Origin of the sequence: Bacillus sp. UNC69MF (assembly GCF_000746035.1) — a bacterium.
GTDB lineage: Bacteria > Bacillota > Bacilli > Bacillales > Bacillaceae > Bacillus > Bacillus velezensis.
On the sequence record NZ_KN050798.1, the window covers coordinates 771,000 to 793,281 of the forward strand.

Annotated in this window: 25 protein-coding genes; all 25 read left to right on the plus strand. The window is 45.9% G+C overall.

From position 1 onward, the window contains the following. Positions 1–25 precede the first annotated feature (25 nt). The 25 genes from fliM to dxr all read left to right on the plus strand — a co-directional run bounded on the left by fliM (position 26) and on the right by dxr (position 22,280). Entirely contained in the window at positions 26–1,024 is a 999-nt protein-coding gene (gene fliM, locus BR62_RS0115940; protein ID WP_003154240.1) for a flagellar motor switch protein FliM, read from the plus strand. After that, positions 1,014–2,150, plus strand: coding sequence for a flagellar motor switch phosphatase FliY (fliY, locus tag BR62_RS0115945; RefSeq protein WP_032871481.1), 1,137 nt, complete (start codon positions 1,014–1,016; stop codon positions 2,148–2,150). The genes fliM and fliY overlap by 11 nt, the downstream gene beginning before the upstream one ends. Positions 2,151–2,176: 26 nt before the next feature. Continuing rightward, positions 2,177–2,539, plus strand: coding sequence for a chemotaxis protein CheY (gene cheY / locus BR62_RS0115950; RefSeq protein WP_003154238.1), 363 nt, complete (start codon positions 2,177–2,179; stop codon positions 2,537–2,539). Positions 2,540–2,553: 14 nt separating this feature from the next. Continuing rightward, positions 2,554–3,207 carry a flagella biosynthesis regulatory protein FliZ gene (fliZ, locus tag BR62_RS0115955; RefSeq protein WP_003154237.1) on the plus strand — a complete coding sequence of 218 codons (654 nt, stop codon included), beginning with the start codon at positions 2,554–2,556 and terminating at the stop codon, positions 3,205–3,207. After that, on the plus strand, positions 3,200–3,865 hold the full coding sequence (fliP, locus tag BR62_RS0115960; protein WP_032871484.1) for a flagellar type III secretion system pore protein FliP: 666 nt from the start codon (positions 3,200–3,202) through the stop codon (positions 3,863–3,865). Before fliZ ends, fliP begins: the two co-directional genes overlap by 8 nt. Before the next feature lie 14 nt (positions 3,866–3,879). Next, positions 3,880–4,149, plus strand: a complete 270-nt coding sequence (gene fliQ, locus BR62_RS0115965) for a flagellar biosynthesis protein FliQ (RefSeq protein WP_003154234.1) — start codon at positions 3,880–3,882, stop codon at positions 4,147–4,149. Positions 4,150–4,155: 6 nt separating this feature from the next. After that, entirely contained in the window at positions 4,156–4,935 is a 780-nt protein-coding gene (fliR, locus tag BR62_RS0115970; RefSeq protein WP_003154233.1) for a flagellar biosynthetic protein FliR, read from the plus strand. Next, positions 4,935–6,014, plus strand: a complete 1,080-nt coding sequence (gene flhB / locus BR62_RS0115975; protein WP_032871486.1) for a flagellar biosynthesis protein FlhB — start codon at positions 4,935–4,937, stop codon at positions 6,012–6,014. The genes fliR and flhB overlap by 1 nt, the downstream gene beginning before the upstream one ends. A gap of 33 nt (positions 6,015–6,047) precedes the next feature. Further along, positions 6,048–8,081 (plus strand): flagellar biosynthesis protein FlhA, encoded by a 2,034-nt coding sequence (gene flhA / locus BR62_RS0115980; protein ID WP_007409788.1) that lies wholly within the window; start codon positions 6,048–6,050, stop codon positions 8,079–8,081. Then, complete coding sequence (gene flhF / locus BR62_RS0115985; RefSeq protein ID WP_007409789.1) at positions 8,081–9,172, plus strand: flagellar biosynthesis GTPase FlhF; 1,092 nt, start codon at positions 8,081–8,083, stop codon at positions 9,170–9,172. Before flhA ends, flhF begins: the two co-directional genes overlap by 1 nt. Further along, positions 9,169–10,062 (plus strand): MinD/ParA family protein, encoded by an 894-nt coding sequence (locus BR62_RS0115990; RefSeq protein ID WP_032871489.1) that lies wholly within the window; start codon positions 9,169–9,171, stop codon positions 10,060–10,062. The genes flhF and BR62_RS0115990 overlap by 4 nt, the downstream gene beginning before the upstream one ends. Then, positions 10,059–11,126, plus strand: coding sequence for a protein-glutamate methylesterase/protein-glutamine glutaminase (locus BR62_RS0115995; RefSeq protein ID WP_007409791.1), 1,068 nt, complete (start codon positions 10,059–10,061; stop codon positions 11,124–11,126). The genes BR62_RS0115990 and BR62_RS0115995 overlap by 4 nt, the downstream gene beginning before the upstream one ends. Positions 11,127–11,131: 5 nt before the next feature. Beyond that, complete coding sequence (cheA, locus tag BR62_RS0116000; protein ID WP_007409792.1) at positions 11,132–13,150, plus strand: chemotaxis protein CheA; 2,019 nt, start codon at positions 11,132–11,134, stop codon at positions 13,148–13,150. A 22-nt stretch (positions 13,151–13,172) separates the two neighbouring features. Then, the gene (gene cheW, locus BR62_RS0116005; protein ID WP_003154225.1) at positions 13,173–13,646 is read left to right on the plus strand and encodes a chemotaxis protein CheW; all 474 of its coding nucleotides are present in this window, start codon (positions 13,173–13,175) and stop codon (positions 13,644–13,646) included. Positions 13,647–13,661: 15 nt separating this feature from the next. After that, complete coding sequence (gene cheC, locus BR62_RS0116010; RefSeq protein ID WP_003154222.1) at positions 13,662–14,291, plus strand: CheY-P phosphatase CheC; 630 nt, start codon at positions 13,662–13,664, stop codon at positions 14,289–14,291. Next, positions 14,288–14,788, plus strand: a complete 501-nt coding sequence (cheD, locus tag BR62_RS0116015; protein WP_003154219.1) for a chemoreceptor glutamine deamidase CheD — start codon at positions 14,288–14,290, stop codon at positions 14,786–14,788. The genes cheC and cheD overlap by 4 nt, the downstream gene beginning before the upstream one ends. Before the next feature lie 26 nt (positions 14,789–14,814). Continuing rightward, positions 14,815–15,579 carry an RNA polymerase sigma-28 factor SigD gene (sigD, locus tag BR62_RS0116020; RefSeq protein WP_003154217.1) on the plus strand — a complete coding sequence of 255 codons (765 nt, stop codon included), beginning with the start codon at positions 14,815–14,817 and terminating at the stop codon, positions 15,577–15,579. 27 nt (positions 15,580–15,606) lie between these two features. Then, entirely contained in the window at positions 15,607–16,071 is a 465-nt protein-coding gene (locus BR62_RS0116025; RefSeq protein WP_032871491.1) for a DUF6115 domain-containing protein, read from the plus strand. A 143-nt stretch (positions 16,072–16,214) separates the two neighbouring features. After that, the gene (rpsB, locus tag BR62_RS0116030) at positions 16,215–16,955 is read left to right on the plus strand and encodes a 30S ribosomal protein S2 (RefSeq protein ID WP_003154215.1); all 741 of its coding nucleotides are present in this window, start codon (positions 16,215–16,217) and stop codon (positions 16,953–16,955) included. 99 nt (positions 16,956–17,054) lie between these two features. Then, positions 17,055–17,936, plus strand: a complete 882-nt coding sequence (gene tsf, locus BR62_RS0116035; RefSeq protein WP_007409794.1) for a translation elongation factor Ts — start codon at positions 17,055–17,057, stop codon at positions 17,934–17,936. 145 nt (positions 17,937–18,081) lie between these two features. After that, positions 18,082–18,804: a UMP kinase gene (gene pyrH / locus BR62_RS0116040; RefSeq protein WP_003154213.1), complete on the plus strand. Its 723-nt coding sequence runs from the start codon at positions 18,082–18,084 to the stop codon at positions 18,802–18,804. Between the two features lie 2 nt (positions 18,805–18,806). Then, a complete protein-coding gene (gene frr, locus BR62_RS0116045) occupies positions 18,807–19,364 on the plus strand; it encodes a ribosome recycling factor (protein WP_003154212.1) in 558 nt (185 codons plus the stop codon). 125 nt (positions 19,365–19,489) lie between these two features. Beyond that, positions 19,490–20,272 (plus strand): isoprenyl transferase, encoded by a 783-nt coding sequence (locus BR62_RS0116050; protein ID WP_007409795.1) that lies wholly within the window; start codon positions 19,490–19,492, stop codon positions 20,270–20,272. A 3-nt stretch (positions 20,273–20,275) separates the two neighbouring features. Next, positions 20,276–21,073 carry a phosphatidate cytidylyltransferase gene (locus BR62_RS0116055; RefSeq protein ID WP_007409796.1) on the plus strand — a complete coding sequence of 266 codons (798 nt, stop codon included), beginning with the start codon at positions 20,276–20,278 and terminating at the stop codon, positions 21,071–21,073. A 55-nt stretch (positions 21,074–21,128) separates the two neighbouring features. Further along, on the plus strand, positions 21,129–22,280 hold the full coding sequence (gene dxr / locus BR62_RS0116060) for a 1-deoxy-D-xylulose-5-phosphate reductoisomerase (protein ID WP_032871494.1): 1,152 nt from the start codon (positions 21,129–21,131) through the stop codon (positions 22,278–22,280). Positions 22,281–22,282: the final 2 nt, after the last annotated feature.

Here is a 22,282-nt window from a genome sequence, read left to right on the forward strand (position 1 = left end):
TTGACAGAATACGGAGGTGAAGAAAATGTCAGGAGAAGTTCTCTCCCAAAATGAAATAGACGCACTGCTTTCCGCCATTTCCACGGGTGAGGCGGATGCGGAAGAGCTGAAAAAGGAAGTTAAAGAGAAGAAAGTAAAGGTATATGATTTTAAACGGGCTCTCAGATTCTCGAAAGATCAGATACGCAGTTTAACCCGGATACATGATAACTTTGCGAGGCTTCTCACAACACACTTTTCCGCCAAGCTCAGAACGTATATTCATATATCCGTCAGCTCAGTTGACCAGGTGCCGTATGAAGAATTTATCCGTTCCATACCGAACATGACGATTTTAAATTTATTCGATGTTCATCCGATGGAAGGCAGAATCATGATGGAGGTTAATCCCACCATCGCATACGCAATGCTTGACCGCGTCATGGGAGGCATCGGCATCACTCATAACAAAGCTGACAGCCTTACGGAAATTGAAACGAATATTATTTCTAACTTATTTGAAAATGCACTGGGCAACTACAAAGAAGCGTGGCAATCGATTGCTGATATTGACCCTGAAATGACTGAATTTGAAGTGAATCCTCAGTTTGTACAGATGGTTTCCCCAAATGAAACAGTCGTTGTCATTTCTCTCAATACGCAGATAGGTGAAATCAGCGGTGTCATTAATCTTTGTATTCCCCATGTCGTACTTGAGCCGATTATCCCTAAGCTTTCCGTACATTATTGGATGCAATCAGACCGGAATGAAGCGAAGCCCGAAGAAACGAAGTTGCTTGAAAAGCGCATCATGACGGCTCAAATTCCCGTTGTGGCTCTCTTGGGCGCTTCTGAACTGACAATAGAAGAATTTTTAAGTTTGGAAGTCGGGGACTGTATAACTCTGGACAAATCAGTGACTGATCCTCTTACTGTATTGGTCGGAAACAAACCGAAGTTTTTAGGGCAGGCCGGCCGGGTGAATCGAAGACAGGCAGTGCAAATTTTAGATCACGACATAAGAGGTGAACAAGATGAACAATAGATTATCTCAAGATGAAATCGATGCTCTTCTTAACGGCACAAACAGTCACTCAGAGGATACAGAACAGCCTCAAGGGGCGAACTTGTCTGAACTTGAGCGCGATGCGATCGGAGAAATCGGGAATATTTCGTTCGGCAGCTCGGCTACGGCGCTGTCCACTCTTTTAAATCAAAAAGTGGACATTACGACACCGAGTGTGACCGTCATTTCAAAAAGCAAAATCAGTGATGAATTTCCTCATCCGTATGTTGCCATTGAAGTGAACTATACAGAAGGCTTTGACGGCAGCAATTTGCTCGTCGTCGAACAAAGCGACGCGGCTATCATCGCGGATTTGATGATCGGCGGGGACGGCCGGGGCGCCGATCCGTCACTCGGTGAAATCCACCTGAGCGCCGTGCAGGAAGCAATGAATCAAATGATGGGCTCGGCTGCTACGTCAATGTCGACCGTGTTCAGTAAAAAGATTGACATTTCTCCGCCAAGGGTTGAACTTCTGGATGTGACGGAAGAAAAAGGGACTGACAGAATACCTGAGGATGACCTGCTCGTAAAAGTGTCATTCCGTCTGAAAGTCGGCGAATTAATCGATTCGAGTATCATGCAGCTTTATCCGATTACGTTTGCGAAAGATCTGATCGCAGACCTGATGACTGCAGACCAGCATGAGTCAGAGGCCGCAGAAACCGTATCAGTACCACAGGAAACATACGAAACGCCGCAGCCGGAACCTGCCATGCAGCCGGAGCCGCAGGCAAAACCCGAGCTTTCGAAGAGACAGGGAACCGCAAAAAAAGCTGCTCCTGTTCAAGTCGCTCCGGTAGAATTCCAGGCATTTGATCATAACGAAGCGGCGCAAGGATCAAGGAATAACCTTGATATGCTGATGGATATTCCGCTTTCCGTTACGGTTGAGCTCGGCAGAACGAAGAGAAGCGTCAAAGAAATCCTTGAACTTTCTGCGGGAAGCATTATTGAGCTTGACAAGCTGGCTGGTGAACCTGTTGACATCCTGGTCAACCAGCGGATCGTAGCAAAGGGCGAGGTCGTTGTCATAGAAGAAAACTTCGGCGTGAGAGTCACTGATATTTTAAGTCAGGCAGACCGCCTTAACAATTTAAAATAAGCGAACATAGAGGAGAGAAACAGATTATGGCACACAGAATTTTAATTGTAGACGATGCAGCATTTATGAGAATGATGATCAAAGATATTTTAGTGAAGAACGGTTTTGACGTTGTAGCTGAAGCTTCAGACGGAGCGCAGGCAGTCGAAAAATTCAAAGAGCATTCCCCCGACCTAGTGACAATGGATATTACAATGCCTGAAATGGACGGGATTACAGCTCTAAAGGAAATTAAACAAATCGATCCGCAGGCGAAAATCATCATGTGTTCGGCTATGGGCCAGCAGTCAATGGTTATTGACGCGATTCAAGCCGGCGCAAAAGACTTTATCGTGAAACCGTTCCAAGCGGACCGCGTGCTTGAAGCCATTAATAAAACATTAAGCTAAAGGGTGTACGACTGTTGAAAAAGAGTCATGGTTTACTAGCTTTGATTTGTTGTTTCGTTTTACTCAATGTACATCCGTTCCCTGCTTTTGCGGCGGAGTCTGACAATTCCACCGTCAACGAATGGTTTGACAAACAATCAACAAACAAAACAGAGAAAAAAAGCGATACATCGAAACAAACGGCTGATCAAGAGATAGGGGATGCTTCTGCATCTTCTGTCTCCGCTTTTGATTTTGTAAAGATGATTGGGGCGTTATTATTCGTCATTCTGCTGATCTATGGATTTGTCAAACTGATGAATAGAAGAAACCGTCTGCTGAAGCCGTTTCAATATGTAGAAAATATCGGCGGAACATCAGTCGGCCAAAACCGTTCCGTGCAGCTGATTAAAGTGGGAAACAGTGTTCTCGTAGTCGGTGTGGGCGAAACGATACAGCTTTTAAAAGAAATTGAAGATGAAAAAGAGCGCGAGGCGATTCTGAGCCAATACGAAGAGTCGATGTCTTCAAAAGTGGAATGGACCAAGCTCGTAAATCCGCGTAAGGATGGAGAAAAAAAGCCGCAAACGATGCTTCCGTCGTTTTCAAAAGCGCTGAAAGAACAGCTGAACGAGCTGAAACAAAGCCGTTCTGAAGGAAAGAAGAAAGGCCCTTATCATCATGAATGAATTTATTAATCTTTTTAATTCAAGCAGTCCGACCGAAGTCAGCTCCACTGTTAAATTACTGCTGCTTTTGACTGTCTTTTCAGTAGCGCCGGGGATTCTGATTTTGATGACCTGCTTTACGAGAATCGTCATCGTCCTGTCTTTTGTAAGAACCTCACTGGCGACGCAGAACATGCCTCCCAACCAGGTTTTAATCGGCCTTGCGCTGTTTTTGACGTTTTTTATTATGGCGCCGACTTTTTCAGAGGTTAATAAGGAAGCCTTAACGCCGCTGATGGACAATAAAATCAGTCTCGATGAAGCATATACAAAAGCCGAGAAGCCGATTAAAGAGTATATGAGCAAGCATACAAGGCAGAAGGATCTGGCGCTGTTTATGAACTATGCCAAAATGAAAAAACCTGAATCGATTCAGGATATTCCTTTGACGACGATGGTGCCCGCTTATGCGATATCAGAACTCAAAACCGCTTTTCAAATGGGCTTTATGATTTTTATTCCGTTTTTAATTATCGATATGGTCGTGGCGAGCGTCTTAATGTCAATGGGAATGATGATGCTACCGCCGGTTATGATCTCTCTGCCCTTTAAAATATTGCTTTTCGTTTTGGTCGATGGATGGTATTTAATCGTGAAATCTTTGCTTGACAGCTTTTAGGGTAGGTGCTAATTGTGAGTTCAGAATTTGTAATTTCCATGGCGGAAAAAGCCGTATATGTAACACTAATGATCAGCGGGCCGCTGCTTGCGATCGCGCTGATTGTCGGTTTGCTCGTCAGTATCTTTCAAGCGACAACTCAAATCCAGGAACAGACGCTTGCGTTCATTCCGAAAATCGTGGCGGTGATGCTTGGACTGATCTTTTTCGGTCCTTGGATGCTGTCGACGATTCTTTCGTTCACAACTGATCTGTTCTCTCATCTGAACCGATTTGCAGGGTAGAATCAAATGAATTCCATCATTGATTTATTTCCCGCTTTTTTATTGGTCTTTATCAGAATCTCTGCTTTTTTTGTAACGGTGCCGGTGTTCGGACATCGGAATCTGCCGGCGGTTCACCGAATCGGCTTTGCTTTTTTTCTTTCGGTGATCTGCTTCAGCACGCTGAAACATGCGCCGGAAATAGAAATAGGGGAACAGTATATGCTGCTTGTCATAAAAGAGGCCGTTGTGGGCTTGAGCCTCGGGCTGATTGCTTTCATGATGATGACAGCCATTCAGATAGCGGGTTCCTTTATTGATTTTCAGATGGGCTTTTCCATCGCCAATGTCATTGATCCGCAATCAGGAACGCAAAGCCCGCTGATCGGACAATTCGTTTATACGCTGGCGCTGTTATTTATGCTCAGCGTAAACGCCCATTATCTTTTATTGGACGGGATTTATTACAGCTTTCAGTATATCCCGCTTGATCAGGCATTTCCGTCGTTTGGAAATGATCACTTTGGACTTTTTATCGCAAAAAGCTTCAATGCCATGTTTATTATCGCTTTTCAAATGTCTGCGCCGGTTGTGGCCAGTCTGTTTTTAGTTGATTTGGCGCTCGGTATTGTGGCGAGAACGGTGCCGCAGCTGAATGTTTTCGTTGTCGGGCTTCCTCTGAAAATAGCCGTGAGCTTTATTATGCTGATCGTTTGTATGGCGGTGATGTTTGTCGTTGTCCGCAACATCTTCAGCCTTACCGTTGAAACCATGCGGAATCTATTGGCATTGGTCGGTGTGACATGATGAGGCTCAGACTGAATCTGCAATTCTTTGCCGGTGAAAAAACGGAGAAAGCCACGCCGAAAAAACGGAAGGATACAAGAAAGAAAGGACAGGTCGCGAAAAGTACGGATGTGAATACAGCCGTTTCTTTACTGATTATCTTTCTTTCGCTGATCGCGCTCGGTCCTTATATGCGGGACAGGCTGCTGTCCTTTATTAAAACGTTTTATACGAAATCGATATCATTACATCTGTCTGCATCTGCCGTGCATGAACTGTTCGTGGATACGGTGAAAGATATCAGCCTCATCCTCGCGCCGATTATGCTGGTCGCGCTTGTGGCAGGTGTCGTGAGCAATTACATGCAGGTGGGTTTTCTGTTTTCTGCGGAAGTCCTCAAGCCTGACTTGAATAAGCTCAGCCCGCTGAAAGGATTTAAGCGGATTTACAGCATGAGGGCGATTGTTGAACTGGTCAAATCCATTTTGAAGATTACTGTGGTCGGTTTTGCCGCCTTTATGGTGCTCTGGCTGCATTATGGCGATATTCTTCGCCTTCCGCTTTTGACTCCTGCGGAAGTGCTCACTTTCGTTTCCAAGCTCACTCTTTGGATGGGGCTTGCGGGATCAGGGGCTTTAATGGTGCTGGCCGGGCTTGATTACTTATATCAGCGTTTTGATTATGAGAAAAATATCAGAATGTCAAAGCAGGATATAAAAGATGAATACAAAAAATCGGAGGGTGATCCGATAATCAAGTCCAAAATTAAGCAGAAGCAGCGGGAAATGGCGATGAGGCGGATGATGCAGGAAGTGCCGAAAGCGGATGTCATCATTACCAACCCGACCCATTATGCGATAGCTTTAAAATATGATGAAAAGAAAATGGACGCCCCTTACATTGTTGCCAAAGGGGTGGACCATCTCGCATTAAAAATCAGGCAGATCGCCAAAGAACACGATGTCATGACGATTGAAAACAGGCCGCTCGCGCGTGCGTTATATGATCAGGTTGACATTGACCAGGCCGTGCCGGAAGAGTTTTTCAAAGTCATTGCGGAAATTTTGGCTTATGTATATAAAACGAAACAAAAAGTATAGTGAATTTCAGATTTAAAAGGAGAGAAAAACAGCATGTCAACAAGAGATTTATCGGTTTTAATAAGTGTTGTCCTCATTGTGGCAATGCTGGTGATTCCATTCCCTCCATGGTTGTTAAGTATTTTGATCATCATTAATATCTCTCTTGCGTTGATCGTGCTTCTCACCACAATGAATATGCAAGAACCGCTGCAATTCTCGATATTCCCGTCATTGCTGCTGTTATTGACGCTGTTTCGGCTTTCGCTCAATGTGTCGACGACACGTTCGATTCTTTCTCACGGAGAAGGGGGAAAGGTTGTTGAGACATTCGGGAATTTCGTTGTCGGCGGAAATGTGCTGGTAGGGCTTGTTGTCTTCATTATCTTGATTATTATTCAGTTTATCGTCATTACAAAAGGCGCCGAGCGGGTATCGGAAGTGGCGGCGAGATTTACGCTCGATGCGATGCCCGGAAAGCAAATGAGTATTGACGCGGATTTAAATGCCGGCATGATTACGGAGCAGGATGCAAAGCACAGACGTGAAAAAGTCGCCCGGGAAGCGGATTTTTACGGCGCCATGGACGGTGCGAGCAAATTCGTCAAAGGGGATGCCATCGCGGGTATCATTATCGTGATGATCAATATTATTTTCGGAATCGTAATCGGCATGCTGCAGCAGGGGATGAGCATACAAGAAGCTGCGTCTCACTTTACAATGCTGACGGTCGGTGACGGTATCGTTTCTCAAATGCCGGCCTTGCTCATTTCAACGGCTACAGGGATTGTCGTGACGAGAGCGGCATCTGAAGGAAACCTCGGTCATGATATTACAGGCCAGCTGTTTGCTTATCCGAAGCTCTTGTATGTAGCCGCGGGAACTGTACTTTTGCTCGGTCTTCTTACACCGATCGGCATTCTGCTGACGGGGCCGATCGCCGGTCTGCTTGCATTCGGCGCTTACATGCTGTCCAAAGCGGATAAGCCAAGCGAAGAAGAGGAAGAAATTCTTGAAGAAGAGGCTCAGGCGGATGAACTGAAAAGCCCGGAAAGCGTTGTGCAGCTTTTACATATTGATCCGATTGAATTTGAGTTCGGATACGGACTCGTGCCGCTTGCAGACGCGGGGCAGGGCGGTGATCTTCTTGACCGCATCGTCATGATCAGACGTCAGCTTGCGCTTGAATTGGGACTTGTTATTCCGGTTGTGCGCATCAGAGATAACATCGCGCTCCAGCCGAATGAATACAGATTGAAAATTAAAGGCAATGAAGTCGCTAAAGGAGAGCTCCTGCTGGATCATTACTTAGCGATGTCACCGACGCCTGAAGATGACGTCATTGAAGGAATTGAAACGATAGAGCCGTCGTTCGGACTTCCCGCAAAATGGATCAGCGAAGCTGCAAAAGATGAAGCGGACATGCTGGGGTATACAGTTGTTGATCCGGCGTCAGTCGTATCTACGCATATTACAGAAAAAATTAAGCAGCATGCCCATGAACTGGTCGGCAGACAGGAAACCAAGCAGCTGATCGATCATCTGAAGGAAAATTATCCTGTGCTTGTTGAGGAAGTCACGCCAAACCCTCTTTCTGTCGGCGATATTCAAAAGGTGCTTGCCAAATTGCTGAGAGAAAAAGTTTCAATCAGGAACTTGGTGACCATTTTTGAAACTCTTGCCGATTACGGAAGATTAACGACAGATTCAGATCTTTTGACAGAATACGCGAGACAGTCGCTTGCCAAACAAATCACGGCACAATATGCGAGAGAGCATGAAACGCTGAAGGTCATCACATGCTCAGGCCGGGTGGAAAAAGCGATTGCAGACGGGGTACAGCAGACTGAACAGGGCAATTACCTGTCACTCGACCCTGAGGTTTCAGACAGCATCATCCGTTCTGTCGCTAAAGAGGCCGAGCAGCTTTCCATCCGCCAGGAGTCGGCGATTCTTCTTTGCTCGCCTGCTGTCAGAATGTATGTAAAACAGCTGTTAGAACGGTATTTCCCTGATCTTCCGGTTCTTTCTTATAATGAGCTGGAAGCAAATGTTGAAGTACAGAGCATTGGAGTGGTGGATATTTAATGAAAATAAAAAAATTTACAGCCGCTTCAATGCAGGATGCCGCGAAGCAAATCAAAAAGGAACTCGGCAATGATGCCGTTATTTTACATTCCAAACAAGTAAAGAAACGAAAATGGCTGGGGCTGCGGTCGCAGCAGGCCGTCGAAGTGATAGCGGTTTTAGATCGTGACGTCAGGGAAGCGAGAAAAACGCCGCCGGCTGCCGCTGAAGAAATGAAAAAGACGAAAACGGCGGAGAAAGCTGAGCCTGTTCAGCCGCCGCGCCTTCCGGATCAAAGTATTTCCGGCGAACTGGCGCATTTTAAAGAAGTGTTCCCTGAACCATTAAAAAAAGCCGAGAGACTATTGAAGCAAGCCGGGCTTCCTGATCATACGCAAAACGCCGTACTCAGTGAACTGCTCCGTTCTTCAATTGTTTCCGGAGATTTAACTGAAGATAATGTCAGCTCCAAACTGCAGGATTTGTTAGTGAAAAAACTCCCTTCGGCAGACAGGTGGCAGGAAGGGATTCAATCAAAATACGTCGTGCTTTTCGGTTCAACCGGGGCCGGCAAAACGACTACACTTGCGAAACTCGCGGCCTCATCAATGCTGACAGAGCATAAAAAAATTGCCTTTATGACGACGGATACTTACCGGATTGCCGCGGTCGAGCAGCTGAAGACATATGCGGAGCTGCTTCAGGCTCCTCTTGAAGTATGCTATTCAAAGGAAGAATGTCTGAAGGCACTGGAAAAATTCGCTGAATATGACCATGTTTTCATTGATACAGCCGGTAGAAACTTTAAAGAAGAGCAGTATATTACGGAATTACAAGAGATGATTCCGTTTGAATCAGGCTTACAATCCTTTCTCGTATTATCGGCATCTGCAAAATATGACGATATGAAACAGGTGCTGAAACAGTTTTCAGGTGTGCCGGTCAATCAATTCATTTTCACGAAAACGGATGAAACCGCCTCACTCGGCTCCGTGTTTCAAGTGCTGTCGGAATCAAGAATCGGCGCCGCCTATTTGACAAATGGACAGGATGTGCCTGAAGACATCCTATCGGCTTCACCAAAAGAGTTTGTAAGGATGCTTTTGACATGAAACCCGATCAGGCAGAGTCATTAAGAAGGAAAATGAGAGAGCGGCAAATGATCAAGCCGGAGCTTTATGAGAAAAAAGCGAAGACATTAGCCGTCATCAGCGGTAAAGGCGGCGTCGGAAAATCTAATTTAACATTAAACATGGCAGTTGCCCTGCAGGAAAAAGGAAAAAAAGCACTCATCATTGATCTTGACATCGGAATGGGCAACATTGATGTGCTGATCGGCGCTGCTTCTTCCCGCACCATTATTGATGTGATGGAGAATCGGCACGCATTGGCGCAATCACTGTCCTCCGGTCCGAAAGGCCTTCGCTACATATCCGGAGGAACGGGGCTTGAGGCGATCTATCAAGCAGACGGAGAGAAGTGGGAGGCTTTTATGAATGGTCTTTCCGCTGTATTAAGCGATTTTGATTACGTTCTGTTTGATATGGGAGCGGGACTTTCAAAAGAACAGCTGCCGTTTATTTTATCGGCGGAAGACATTCTCGCCGTGACAACGCCTGAGCCGACGGCCATTATGGATGCCTACAGCGCGATCAAACATCTCTTGCTCGCGGATGAACGGCTGACCGTAAACATTGCCGTCAATCGCGCCCGCGCCCAAAAACAGGCGCTGGACACGTACAACCGCCTTTCTCATGCGATTCACACGTTTTTAGGCGCGGAGGTGCGTTTCGCCGGCTCCATACCCGATGACCCGTTAGTAAGTCAAGCCGTCATTGACCAGGTGCCTTTTTTAATAAAAAGTCCTCACGCAAAAGCCAGCAGGTCCGTCCGTCTTCTGACGGATGTCTTGTTTCAAACGGAAGAAAACAAACCAAGAGAAGAGAAACCGGCATTTATTGAGAGATTATCTTCTTTTTTATTGAGGAGGACTTTACAGTGATTCGTGTGCTTGTCGTTGATGACTCAGCTTTTATGAGAAAGATGATTACCGATTTTCTGGCTGCGGAAGTGCAGATAGAAGTCATCGGGACAGCCAGAAACGGGGAAGAGGCGCTGAAGAAAATAGAGCTTCTCAAACCGGATGTTGTCACGCTTGATATTGAAATGCCGGTCATGAACGGAACGGATACATTGCGGAAGATCATCAGCATATATAAACTTCCCGTAATCATGGTATCGAGCCAGACACAGCAAGGGAAGGACCGAACGATCAACTGCCTGGAAATGGGCGCTTTTGATTTTATCACCAAGCCTTCCGGAGCGATTTCACTTGATCTTTATAAAATTAAAGAGCAGCTGATTGAGAGGGTGATTGCAGCCGGGCTGTCCCGCGCACAAAAACCTGAGGCGGCAGTGAAAGAGTCTTCTATCCCGGAACGTCCGGCTTTGGCGGGATTTGAAAGACCGAAAGCAAAATCCGCCAAGCAGGCCGTATTCATCGCGACCTCTACAGGCGGACCGCGGGCTCTGCAAAAGGTGATTCCGAAACTGCCGAAGGATTTAAAGGCGCCTGTATTTGTCGTTCAGCACATGCCTGAAGGCTTCACCGCTTCACTTGCAGACAGACTCAACCATTTGTCAGATATTCAGGTCAAAGAAGCGGAAAACGGTGAAGAAGCGAAAGACGGATGGGTGTACATCGCGCCCGGCGGAAAAAATATGACGGTTGCAGAGGAAGGCGGAAGGCTCCGCATCATTCTTGACGTTCATGATACGGAAAGCCGGCATAAACCCTCGGCCGATTATTTGTTTCGGTCGGCAAGCCGCTTATCCGATTACGAAAAGGTAGCCGTCATTATGACCGGCATGGGCAGCGACGGAACCGAGGGCGTAAAAGAAATGCTCAGAACAGGCGGCGTTAAAACGATTGCGGAATCGGACGAATCCTGTGTTGTGTTCGGAATGCCGAAGTCAGCGATAAAGGCGGGCCTCATTCATGAGATTAAACATGTGGAAGATATCGCGGCATCCATCACCGGATGTGTGAAAAAAGAGAGGGTGTGAATCAATTGGATATGAATCAATATTTAGATGTCTTTATTGATGAAAGTAAAGAGCACTTACAGACATGTAACGAAAAGCTGCTGCTGTTGGAAAAAGATCCGGCAGACCTTCAGCTTGTGCATGACATCTTCAGAGCTGCCCATACGCTGAAAGGCATGAGCGCAACGATGGGATATACAGATCTGGCGCATTTAACCCACCTGATGGAAAATGTGCTGGACGCCATCCGCAACGGAGAAATGCCCGTTACATCAGATTGGCTGGATGTGCTGTTTGAAGCGCTTGATCATCTTGAAGAGATGGTGCAGTCCATTATTGACGGAGGAGACGGCAAACGTGATATTTCTGAAGTGAGTGCGAAGCTCGACGTAAATGCGGTGCATGAGACTGCGGCTTCAGCCGAAACAGCAGAACCGCCGGCTTCAAAACAACAGGCTTCAACTGAATGGAATTATGATGAGTTCGAACGGACTGTTATTGAAGAGGCGGAAGAGCAAGGATTCAGCCGCTATGAAATAACGGTTTCCCTGAATGAAAGCTGCATGCTCAAAGCCGTGCGCGTGTACATGATATTTGAAAAGCTGAATGAAGCCGGGGAAGTCGCAAAAACAATACCCGCCGCGGAAGTGCTTGAGACGGAAGATTTCGGAACGGATTTTCAGGTGTGTTTCTTGACAAAGCAGCCTGCTGAAGAAATTAAAGAACTCATCAGCGGCATTTCAGAAGTGGAGAATGTCGAAATTTCTGCCGGTGCGCCGTTAAAAACGGCCGAAAAACCGCAAGCGGCTGAACCGGTGAAGGAAGCTCCGGTTAAAAAGGCTGAGAAACAGCCTAAGCCGCAAGCGAAAACGGAAGAACAGCCGAAGCATCACAGCGGCTCGAAAACGATTCGCGTCAACATTGAAAGACTGGATTCTTCAATGAACCTTTTTGAAGAACTTGTCATTGACCGCGGACGTCTTGAGCAGATCGCCAAAGAGCTTGACCACAATGAGCTGACTGAAACTGTTGAACGCCTGACCAGAATCTCGGGCGACCTTCAGTCTATTATTCTTAATATGCGGATGGTGCCGGTAGAAACCGTCTTTAACCGTTTCCCGAGAATGATCCGCCAGCTTCAAAAGGAATTAAACAAGAAAATCGAATTGTCCATCATCGGAGCTGAAACGGAGCTGGACCGCACGGTGATTGATGAAATCGGCGATCCGCTTGTCCATTTAATCAGAAACAGCATCGATCACGGCATTGAATCGCCTGAAGTGCGGGTGAATAAAGGAAAACCGGAATCAGGTCATGTCGTGCTTAAGGCATATCACAGCGGCAACCACGTCTTTATTGAGGTTGAAGATGACGGGGCCGGCCTGAACAGAAAGAAAATTCTTGAAAAAGCGCTCGAGCGGAGTGTAATCACCGAACGTGATGCTGAAACGCTTGAAGATAATGAGATTTACGAGCTTATTTTTGCTCCGGGCTTCTCGACTGCCGATCAAATTTCTGACATTTCAGGGCGGGGCGTCGGCCTGGATGTCGTAAAAAATAAACTCGAATCACTCGGCGGCTCTGTCAGTGTCAAATCCGCGGAAGGTCAAGGTTCTCTTTTCAGTATCCAGCTTCCGCTGACACTTTCAATTATATCCGTTCTTCTCATTAAACTGGAAGAAGAGACGTTTGCGATACCGATTTCTTCTATTATAGAGACGGCTGTTATTGATAAGAAAGATATCCTGCAGACGCATGACAGAGAAGTGATTGATTTCAGAGGCCAAATCGTTCCGATCGTCTATCTGAAAAAAGAATTCGGCATTACGGATTCAAAACAGGATGCCGATCAGTTCCATGTAATCGTCGTGAAAAAGGGCGATAAATCCACTGCTTTTGTCGTGGACTCTTTTATCGGACAGCAGGAAGTCGTACTGAAATCACTCGGCGACTATTTGACGAACGTCTTTGCGATTTCCGGCGCTACGATTCTCGGAAACGGAGAAGTGGCGCTGATTATTGATTGCAATGCGCTGATCTACTAAAACGACACGAGGAGGTGCCCGAATGACTGCTGAAATCAAGACAGGTGAAAAAATGATTGTGTTTATGATAAACGGGAAAGAATACGCTATCTCAGTTTCCCAGGTGAAATCAATTGAAAAGTGGCAAAAACCGACGAGGGTCCCGGGTGTGGAATCTTATATCCGCGGCGTTATCAATCTGCGCGGAGTGATTACCCCGGTTCTTGATTTAAGAAAACGTCTGAATCAGCCTGAACAGGACATCACAGAAGAGACTCGGATTATCATCATTTCTTATCGTGACGCCGATGTCGGATGGGTCGTGGATGAGGCCAATGACGTCATCACCGTACATGAAAATGAAATCGAATCCGCGCCTGAAAGCCAGACAAAGGAAACGGATGTGTGGATTAAACAGATCGTCAAGCAAGATAACAGGCTCCTCAATATTATCGATGCGCATGCGGTGCTGGATAAAGGTGCTTCGGCATCTGCGTCCGGAGAGCCTAATGCTTAAAGGGGAAAAGACAACATGAGTAAGTTTGAAGCGATCAAAGAAGAGCAGATGGATATTTTGCGGGAAGTCGGAAATATCGGGGCGGGTCACTCGGCTTCTGCAATGGCTCAGCTGCTGAACAGAAAGATAGACATGGAAGTGCCGTTTGCGACTTTATTGACATTTGATGAGCTCGCTGATTTTTTCGGCGGGGCTGAAACGCCGGTCGCCAGTATCTTTTTAAGAATGGAAGGCGACATGACCGGCTCTATCTTTCTCATCATGCCTTTTCATCAGGCGGAACAGTTTATCAGAGAGCTGATCGGAAATCCGGATTTTGATATTGACCAGTTGGGCGAAGATCATTTGAGTTCTTCTGCTTTACATGAGTTCGGCAATATTTTAGCAGGTTCCTATTTAACGGCATTGGCTGATTTGACAAAGCTTGAGATTTACCCGAGCGTGCCGGAAATCTCACTTGATATGTTCGGCGCGGTTATCAGTGAAGGGCTGATGGAACTCAGCCAAGTCGGAGAGCATGCCATTGTCGTGGATACTTCTATTTTTGACCAGGGCAGCCGGCAGGAGCTCAAAGCCCACATGTTTATGCTCCCGGACTATGATTCTTTTGAAAAGCTCTTCGTCTCATTGGGTGCGGCTTTATGAGCCGTGCGGAAGCCGCAGTCGTTAAAGTGGGGATTGCGGATGTTCAAGTCGCGCGTTACCCGGATAAAATCCGGACCTCGGGACTCGGTTCATGCGTAGGGCTGGTTTTATACGATAAAGACAAACAAACGGCAGGACTGGTTCACGTCATGCTGCCGGACTCCGGTTTATCAAAAACGGCGGAGCTCAACCGTGCAAAATACGCGGACACCGCCGTTAAGATGACGATTGATATGCTTTTGAAAGCCGGCTGCCGCAAGTTTGCCCTGAAGGCAAAACTCGCCGGGGGAGCGGAGATGTTTAAGTTTAAAATGACAAACGACCTGATGAAAATCGGTCCGAGGAATGTAGCGGCCATCAAAGAGCAGCTTTCATTGTATAACATTCCGGTCATCAGTGAAGATACGGGCGGCTCAAGCGGCCGGACGATTGAATTTGAGCCAAAGTCCTGCATGCTGCACATTCGAACTGTTAAACAAGGTGAAACAACGATTTAATAAAGGTATGAGGTAGGGGGATAACAATGCAATCCTTGAATTATGAAGATCAGGTGCTTTGGTCGCGCTGGAAAGAGTGGAAAGATCCTAAAGCCGGTGATGATTTAATGCGCCGTTACATGCCGCTGGTCACATATCATGTCGGCAGAATTTCCGTCGGACTGCCGAAATCGGTGCATAAAGACGATCTAATGAGCCTTGGTATGCTTGGTTTATATGATGCCCTGGAAAAATTTGACCCCGGCCGGGATTTAAAATTTGATACCTATGCCTCGTTTAGAATTCGCGGTGCAATCATCGACGGGCTGCGTAAAGAAGATTGGCTGCCCAGAACTTCACGGGAGAAGACAAAAAAAGTCGAAGCGGCGATCGAAAAACTTGAACAGCGCTACCTTCGGAATGTGACGCCTTCAGAGATCGCAGAAGAGCTGGGGATGACGGAGCAGGACGTAGTATCAACGATGAATGAAGGGTTTTTTGCCAATCTCTTATCAATTGATGAAAAGCTTCACGACCAGGATGACGGTGAGAATATTCAAGTGATGATCAGAGATGACAAAAATGTGCCGCCGGAAGAAAAAATCATGAAGGACGAGCTGATCGCTCAGCTTGCGGGCAAAATTCACGAGCTCTCTGAAAAAGAGCAGCTTGTCGTCAGTTTATTCTATAAAGAAGAACTGACTTTGACCGAAATCGGACAAGTCCTGAACCTTTCGACGTCGCGGATTTCACAGATTCATTCAAAGGCGCTGTTTAAATTAAAACATCTGCTTGAAAAAGTAATTCAATAATGAACTCATGGTTAGCGAGTGAAAAACATGTCAACACTATTATGGCTTTTAAGCTTTGTGCTTCACGGCGTACTGCTTTATGCCGTCATTATTCTGTACACGAGGTTTTCAGCCCTCAAGGAGACGGAGCGCCAGCAGAAGAAGATTCTTGAAGAGACGGAAAACACCCTTGCAGCGTTTCTGCTTGAGCTGAAAGAAGAAAATGAAAGACTCGAAGACGCAAAAAGCCGTCAAGCGCCGGACGAAGACGCCGAACCCCGGCCGGAACCGAAAGAAGAGCCTGATATTCCGGACCACATGGAAAAGCTCATCAGTGCAACGGAACGGGCTGAAAGTGATGAAAACAACGGTGCGCATTCGTTTGAAGAACGTGTTTCAGAATTATATGAACAAGGGCTCACCCCCGCGGAAATCGCCAAACGGATGCAGAGCGGAAAGACAGAAATCGAGCTGTTTTTAAAATTTCGCGGCAAAGCTGTAAAGGATTCTTGATTGTCGCATAAAGCTGTGTTATATTATGTCTTGGTGTTAAATACACACGCTTAACGATTTATGCAGAGGGTGCTGCAAACGGCAGTTCTGCACAAAAATGACCTAAGCGGAGGAAAAAAACCATTTTATTAGGAGGAAATCACATGTCAGTTATTTCTATGAAACAATTGCTTGAAGCTGGTGTTCACTTCGGCCACCAAACACGCCGCTGGAACCCAAAAATGAAGCGTTACATTTTCACGGAGCGTAACGGAATCTACATCATTGACCTTCAAAAAACAGTGAAAAAAGTAGAGGAAGCTTACAACTTCACGAAAAACCTTGCTGCTGAAGGCGGAAAAATCCTTTTCGTCGGCACAAAAAAACAAGCCCAGGATTCTGTTAAAGAAGAAGCTGTACGCTCTGGCATGTACTATGTCAACCAACGCTGGTTGGGCGGTACACTGACAAACTTCGAAACAATCCAAAAACGCATTAAGCGTCTGAAAGACATCGAGAAAATGCAAGAAAACGGTACATTTGAAGTACTTCCGAAAAAAGAAGTTGTTCAATTGAAAAAAGAATTAGAGCGTCTTGAAAAATTCCTCGGCGGAATTAAAGACATGAAGGATCTTCCTGATGCATTATTCATCATCGATCCTCGCAAAGAGCGCATCGCTGTTGCGGAAGCTCGCAAATTGAACATTCCTATCATCGGAATCGTAGATACAAACTGTGATCCTGATGAAATTGATGTCGTAATCCCTGCAAACGATGACGCAATCCGCGCTGTCAAACTTCTTACTTCTAAAATGGCAGATGCTATCTTAGAAGCGAAGCAAGGCGAAGAAGAAGCGGAAGCTGCTGAAGAGACTGCACCTGAAACAGAAACGACAACTGCGTAACCTAATCAAAAGGTGATAAGAGGGACTGCCTTTTATCACCTTTTTTCAAGAAAAATGTATCTATACATATCTTGTTTACACATATAAGGAGGAATTCAAATGGCTATTACTGCACAGCAGGTAAAAGAACTGCGTCAAAAAACAGGCGCTGGTATGATGGACTGTAAAAAAGCATTGACTGAAACTGACGGAGATATGGACAAAGCAATCGACCTTCTGAGAGAAAAAGGAATTGCGAAAGCAGCTAAAAAAGCTGACCGTATCGCTGCTGAAGGTTCTACTCTTATTAAAACTGACGGCAACAAAGGCGTTATCTTAGAAGTAAACTCTGAAACTGATTTCGTTGCGAAAAACGAAGGCTTCAAAGAGCTTCTGAACACGCTTGCTGACCACCTTCTTGCAAACGCTCCTGCTGATCTTGAAGAAGCAATGGGTCAAAAGATGGAAAACGGTTCTACTGTTGAAGAATACATCACAAGCAACGTTGCTAAAATCGGAGAGAAAATCACTCTTCGCCGTTTTGCTGTTATTACAAAAGAAGACAGCGAAGCGTTCGGTGCTTACCTTCACATGGGAGGCCGCATCGGCGTATTATCCGTTCTTAGCGGAACAACTGACGAAGATCTTGCAAAAGACATCGCGATGCATGTTGCAGCGGTAAATCCTCGTTACATTTCCCGCGACCAAGTGTCTGAAGAAGAAGCAAACCATGAGCGTCAGATTCTGACTCAGCAAGCTCTTCAAGAAGGCAAACCGGAAAACATCGTAGCTAAAATGGTTGAAGGCCGTCTGAACAAATTCTTCGAAGAAATTTGCTTATTAGACCAAGCTTTCGTTAAAAACCCAGACGAAAAAGTGAAACAAGTTGTGGCTGCGAAAAACGCATCTGTTAAAACTTACGTCCGCTACGAAGTTGGAGAAGGTATTGAAAAACGCCAAGAAAACTTTGCTGAAGAAGTTATGAACCAAGTGAAAAAATAATGGCGGAAAGCCTTGGCGAATCTTTCGCGGCTTTTCAGGCAGTATAGGGGACACTACTTGTGTTCCCTATTTTTAAAACTATATTTACAAACCTTTTTTTCTCTTGCATAATAGGAAACGGCAATGTTTACACTTGGAGGTTATTATGGAAAAACCAAAATACAATCGTATCGTTTTAAAGCTTAGCGGAGAAGCATTGGCAGGAGAGCAGGGAAACGGCATTAATCCGACTGTCATCCAATCCATCGCTAAACAGGTAAAAGAAATCGCTGAGCTTGACGTCGAAGTGGCCGTAGTCGTAGGCGGCGGCAACTTATGGCGCGGAAAAACGGGCAGTGACTTAGGAATGGACCGTGCGACGGCCGATTATATGGGCATGCTTGCTACTGTCATGAACTCACTTGCCCTGCAGGACAGCCTGGAAACGCTCGGAATTCAGTCCAGAGTGCAGACATCAATTGAAATGCGTCAGGTCGCTGAGCCTTACATCAGAAGAAAAGCCATCCGCCACCTGGAGAAAAAACGCGTTGTTATTTTTGCCGCGGGAACAGGAAACCCTTATTTCTCTACGGACACAACCGCAGCGCTGCGTGCCGCTGAAATCGAAGCGGACGTGATCTTAATGGCGAAAAATAATGTCGACGGTGTGTATAATGCTGATCCGAGAAAAGATGAGTCAGCCGTTAAATACGAAAAATTATCTTATCTCGATGTGTTAAAAGACGGGCTGGAAGTCATGGATTCTACGGCTTCTTCACTATGTATGGATAATGATATTCCGCTGATCGTCTTTTCTATTATGGAAGAAGGAAATATTAAGCGTGCCGTAATCGGCGAATCAATCGGAACGATCGTAAGGGGGAAATAACGTTGTCAAACGAAGTATTAACACAAACAAAAGAACGCATGGAAAAAGCGGTTGCCGCTTATTCACGTGAATTGGCGTCAGTCCGCGCAGGACGTGCCAACCCATCTCTATTGGATAAAGTGACAGTAGAATACTACGGTGCCCAAACACCTTTAAACCAGCTGTCTTCCATCAATGTGCCTGAAGCGCGTATGCTTGTTGTCACACCGTATGACAAAACGGCAATCGGCGATATTGAAAAAGCGATCCTGAAAGCTGATCTTGGCGTAACGCCGACAAGTGACGGCACAATTATCCGCATCGCGATTCCGGCTCTGACGGAAGAAAGACGTAAAGAACTTGTCAAAGTCGTGAAAAAATACGCGGAAGAAGCGAAAGTAGCAGTCCGTAATGTCCGCCGTGACAGCAACGATGACCTCAAAAAACTTGAGAAAAACGGAGACATTACAGAAGACGAGCTTCGTGCTTCCAGTGAAGACGTTCAAAAGCTGACAGATGAATATGTGTCAAAAATTGACAGCGTCACGAAGGACAAAGAAAAAGAAATCATGGAAGTTTAATGAAAAACTATGTACAATAGATAATGTGAAAAGACCCTCTCATGTTTACAGGGGGTTTTTTTGTTAATACTGTTGATTACATTGATCATCAGCAACGCAACCTTTTTGGGTGACGGAGGAATCTCATGCTCAACATACTCAAAAATTGGAAGAATCAGCAGAATGCGGCTTCCAACTTAGAACGGTATACAAAAGAAGACATACTGAAGGGTGAAATTCCCGCACACATTGCCATTATTATGGACGGAAACGGACGCTGGGCGAAGAAGCGCTCACTCCCTCGGATTGCAGGACATCATGAAGGAATGAAAGTGGTAAAAAGGGTGACAAAGCTCGCAAGTCAGCTCGGCGTTAAAGTTCTGACTCTTTATGCGTTTTCAACGGAGAACTGGAAGCGCCCGAAGATGGAAGTCGACTTTTTGATGAAGCTTCCGGAAGAGTTCCTGAATACGTATCTTCCTGAATTAATAGAGGAAAATGTACAGGTGAAAATTATCGGAGATGAATCCGCGCTCCCTTCTCATACGTACAGGGCGATTGAGAAGGCCGTAAAAGATACAGAACAAAATGACGGGCTGATTCTCAATTTCGCTTTGAACTACGGCGGACGCACGGAAATCGTCAATGCGGCAAAAGCACTGGCTGAACAGGTGAAAAGCGGCACGCTGAATATCGAAGACATTGATGAAGCGCTCTTTTCCGGGCATTTAATGACAGAATCACTCCAGGACCCGGAGCTGCTCATCAGAACGAGCGGAGAAATCAGATTGAGCAACTTTATGCTTTGGCAGGTGGCTTACAGTGAATTTGTTTTTACAGATGTCCTGTGGCCCGATTTTAAAGAAGATCACTTTCTGCAGGCAGTGGGAGAATTTCAGCAGCGGGGCCGGAGGTTTGGCGGAATTTAGAGGATGGTGGAAATGAAACAAAGATTGTTAACAGGTGTTCTGGCAGCGGCATTATTTTTATTTTTGGTTATTTTCGGAGGATTGCCGTTCACCGTATTTGTTTACGTGATGGGAAGTATAGCGCTTTTTGAGCTTTTGCGGATGAAAAAGCTCAGATTTTTTTCTTTTCCGGGTCTGATCAGCCTCTTGTTGTTATGGCTGTATATGATGCCGGACAAGTATCATTTTTTCGATGCGAAAATGGAAGTAACGATTTTCGCCGTATTGATTCTGCTCAGCTATACGGTGCTCGTGAAAAACACCTTTACGTTTGACGAAGTCGGGTTTATCGTTCTCGCGACGGTATATATCGGACTGTGTTTTCATTATTTTATTGAAATCAGAAACATTGAAACAAACGGGCTTTTGTATATCTTTTATGCCTGCGTTGTCATATGGTCAACGGACTCAGGCGCATATTTCGTCGGAAAGTCGCTCGGGAAGCGGAAGCTGTGGCCCGAAATCAGTCCCAACAAAACGGTGGAAGGGTTTCTCGGCGGTATTGTCATCGCCCTTATTTTTACGGCTGTTTTTCAGCTGTTTGCGCACCTTCCGATTTCATACCCGGTTCTTTTGGTCATCACGCTTGTTTTGTCTGTGTTCGGACAGATCGGGGATTTGGTTGAATCAGCGCTTAAGCGACACTATGATGTGAAGGATTCGGGAAAAATCCTTCCCGGGCACGGCGGCATTTTAGATCGATTTGACAGCTTTTTGTTTGTCATGCCGTTCTTATACTTTCTGCTTGCGCTTTTTTCATGAGAAAGGCTAATATGAAAATAAGACCGATCTGGACGCATAGAATGGGAGTGGCATTTTGAAGAATATTTGTCTTTTAGGAGCAACAGGATCAATAGGGGAGCAGACGTTAGACGTATTGCGCATGCATCAAGATCAGTTCCGTCTCGTCTCGATGACTTTCGGTAAAAACGCCGAGAAAGCGATCCCGTTGATCAGAACGTTTCAGCCGAAATATGTAGCAGTCGGCGACATGGATACATATCAAAAAGTGAAAGAAGCGTCTTTTTCTCATGAATGTCAAATCGGCATCGGAGAAGAAGGCCTGATTGAAGCGGCAGTCATGGACGAAGTCGATATCGTGGTCAATGCGCTGCTTGGAAGCGTCGGTTTAATCCCGACTTTGAAAGCGATTGAACAGAAAAAAACAATTGCGCTTGCAAATAAGGAAACTCTCGTCACTGCCGGGCATATAGTGAAAGGACACGCAAAACGATACGGTGTTCCTCTTCTTCCGGTCGACAGCGAACATTCCGCTATTTTCCAGGCGCTGCAAGGCGAACAGTGCAAAAATATCGAGCGCCTGGTCATTACGGCATCCGGCGGCAGTTTCAGAGATAAAACGCGGCAGGAGCTTGAGTCTGTAACGATTGCCGACGCCCTTAACCACCCGAACTGGTCGATGGGCGCAAAAATTACGATTGACTCGGCTACAATGATGAATAAAGGACTTGAAGTCATTGAGGCGCATTGGCTGTTTGACATTCCGTATGAACAGATTGACGTTGTATTACATAAGGAGAGCATCATTCATTCGATGGTTGAATTTCACGACAGAAGCGTCATCGCCCAGCTCGGAAATCCGGACATGAGGGTGCCGATTCAATATGCGCTGACATATCCGGACCGGCTGCCTCTGCCTGAAACAAAAAGGCTTGAATTATGGGAGATCGGAAGCCTCCATTTTGCGAAAGCTGACTTTGAAAGGTTCCGCTGCTTACAATTTGCCTTTGAATCAGGTAAAATAGGGGGAACGATGCCGACGGTTTTAAATGCGGCCAACGAAGAAGCCGTTGCCGCTTTTCTTGCCGGACGGATTTCATTCTTATCGATTGAGGACCTGATTGAAAAAGCATTGGACCGCCACAGCGTAATTCAGGATCCGAGTCTTGCGGATATCCAAGAAGTGGACAAAGACACCCGGGGATACGTTAATTCAATACTCACATAAGG